A 2,273-nucleotide genomic window follows, 5' to 3' on the forward strand; every position below is an offset into this window, starting at 1 on the left:
GCCGCCATCACCTTCGACCCCTTCGTCAGCAGCACGGATCTGCAAAACACGCTGGGCAACAATGCGACGATCGGTTTTGCGTACGCGGGCGACAAGTTCGTGGGCTCGGTCTACTACGGCAGCAACAACAGTCAGTTGTACTCGACCGACCTCTCCGGTGGCAATGTGGCCAAGTTCGGCTCGGCCATCTCCGGCTTTTCAGGCGAAATCTACGTCACGAGTTCCCTGGGCATTGGCGGCTATGGCCCGCGTGATGTCTTTGCGGGCTCTGAGGCGGCGGGGCGCGTGGTGCGTGTCTCGCACGATGGCAGCACGCAGGGGGACTTCGTCACCGGCCTGACAGGCGGCGTGCGCAGCCTGGCCTTTGACCCTTACGGGCTCTACGGCAACCAACTCATTGTGGCGACCAATGCGGGCAACATCTACACGGTCAGCAACACAGGCAGCGCCACCTTGCTGGCCAATGTGGGTGAAGACGCTGAAGGCCTCAGCTTTGCGCCTCAGCAGTTCGGCAACTTTGCCAAGGGCACGCTGTTCGTGGCGTCCGAAGGCTCAGGGACCCTGCGTGCCATCACCCCTGGCGGCAGCATCACCAGCGCGGTGACCGGCATCTATGGCGCCGAAATGGTCAGCTTCGTGCCGCTGAACCTGGGCAGCAGCGGCAACCCGGTCGAAGGTTTCTACGCTGCGAATTACGCGCAAAACGTGATCAAGGCATCGGCATCCGATTTCACGCCCTATCTGGGCGATGCCATCGTCACGTCGGAGACGTATCACACCGTGCACCGCGTGCACTGGTCTGGCTCATCGTTCGAGGTCAGCACGGTGGGCATGTTCCCCTCACAACCCGAGGACGGCATCTTCGTGACCGCCGACGTGATCAAACCCAGCGTGCCCGAACCTGAAACCTGGGCGATGGCCATCGGCGGCCTGCTCGTGCTGCCGCTTTTCCGCAAGATGCGATCGCGTGGGTGACACCCGGGTCGCGTGCACGGAGAGCCCCGGGCGGCACTAAGTCACGCCCGGGCTGGCGAGAGACTGGGGAAAACACGCTCAACCGGGAGGGCCGTGTCGGGCGTTAATGAAGGCATGAGCCGTGCCACCATCCTTGCCTGCCTGAAACACGCCTTGCTGAGCATCGCGCTGATCTTGCCCCTGTTTGCAAAGGCAGACCAATCCGTGTGGACACTGGCAGGTGACGATCAGGGCATTGCCATCTACACGCGCAAGCTGCCGGGCAACACCTACAAGGACTTCAAGGGCATGATGCAGATCGATGCCCCCATGAAGCAGGTCGTGGCCACGCTGGCCGATGTGAACACCATGCACGAGTGGTTCTTCCTGCTGCGCGAGGCGCGCTTCATTGCAGGCCCCAAGCCCGGCGAGACCTTCATCTACATGTCCATCAACGGCATCTGGCCGGTGAGCGCCCGCGATGTGGTGGCGCATGTCGCGGTCAGGCAGGATCCGGACACCCATGTCATCCATGTGGACGTGCAAAGCCGCGATGGCATCCTGCCGCCTCAGGCTGGCCACGTGCGCATGCCACGCATGACCTCGTCCTGGACCTTGCGCCCCTTGTCGCCCACCCGCACCGCGATCGAGTTGGAAGGCCACGGCGACCCGGGCGGCATGATCCCCATGTCGCTGGCCAATATGGTGGTGACCACCGTGCCGCGCCAGTCCATGGAGAAGATGCGCGCCTATGTGATGCGCGCCCATTACACCGATCCGGAGCAGCTGTACGCACGCAGCCCACCCCTGCGTGATCTGGGCAAGCGGCTGGTGTTTCCCGAGTCCTGATCCTGCGGCCATCAACATCCGCCGCGCCCTTCAGGCGATCAACACGGCCCGGAAGTCATTCACATTGGTGAAGGTCGGCCCCGTCAGGATCTGATCACCCAGGGCCGCAAAGAAGCACCCCGAATCATGCGCTTGCAGCATGGTGCGGGCATCGAGCCCCATGGCTTGCGCGCGCTGCAGCGTATCCGGCCCGATCAGTGCACCCGCAGCCTCACTCATGCCGTCAATGCCATCGGTATCGGCCGCCAGCATCCAGATGCCTGATGCACCTTGCAGCGCCAGCGCCGCACCGAGCAGGAGCTCCGAACAACGGCCGCCGCTGCCCTGCGCCACGGCCTGCTCATCCAGCGTAACAGTAGTCTCTCCGCCTGAGAGCAGCACGCAAGGCCCTTGAAAGGGCTGTTGATGACGCGCCACCTGCATGGCCAGGGCCGCATGCAACTTGCCCACGTCACGCGCCTCCCCTTCCA

3 protein-coding genes are annotated in these 2,273 nt (G+C 63.5%); 2 read left to right on the forward strand and 1 reads right to left on the reverse strand.

What is annotated here, in order from left to right; genetic code table 11:
- Together VFW93_RS01670 and VFW93_RS01675 are read left to right on the forward strand one after the other, a co-directional pair.
- Positions 1-975 (forward strand): hypothetical protein (locus tag VFW93_RS01670; RefSeq protein ID WP_329692259.1); only part of this gene is annotated, 975 nt, incomplete at its 5' end.
- A gap of 114 nt (positions 976-1,089) precedes the next feature.
- The gene (locus tag VFW93_RS01675) at positions 1,090-1,803 is read left to right on the forward strand and encodes an START domain-containing protein (protein WP_329692260.1); all 714 of its coding nucleotides are present in this window, start codon (positions 1,090-1,092) and stop codon (positions 1,801-1,803) included.
- Between the two features lie 30 nt (positions 1,804-1,833).
- Here the strand turns inward: VFW93_RS01675 and VFW93_RS01680 are convergent.
- The coding region (locus tag VFW93_RS01680; protein WP_329692261.1) for an MOFRL family protein at positions 1,834-2,273 on the reverse strand (440 nt) is incomplete at its 5' end.

Origin of the sequence: Aquabacterium sp. (assembly GCF_036279675.1) — a bacterium.
Lineage (GTDB): Bacteria > Pseudomonadota > Gammaproteobacteria > Burkholderiales > Burkholderiaceae_C > Aquabacterium.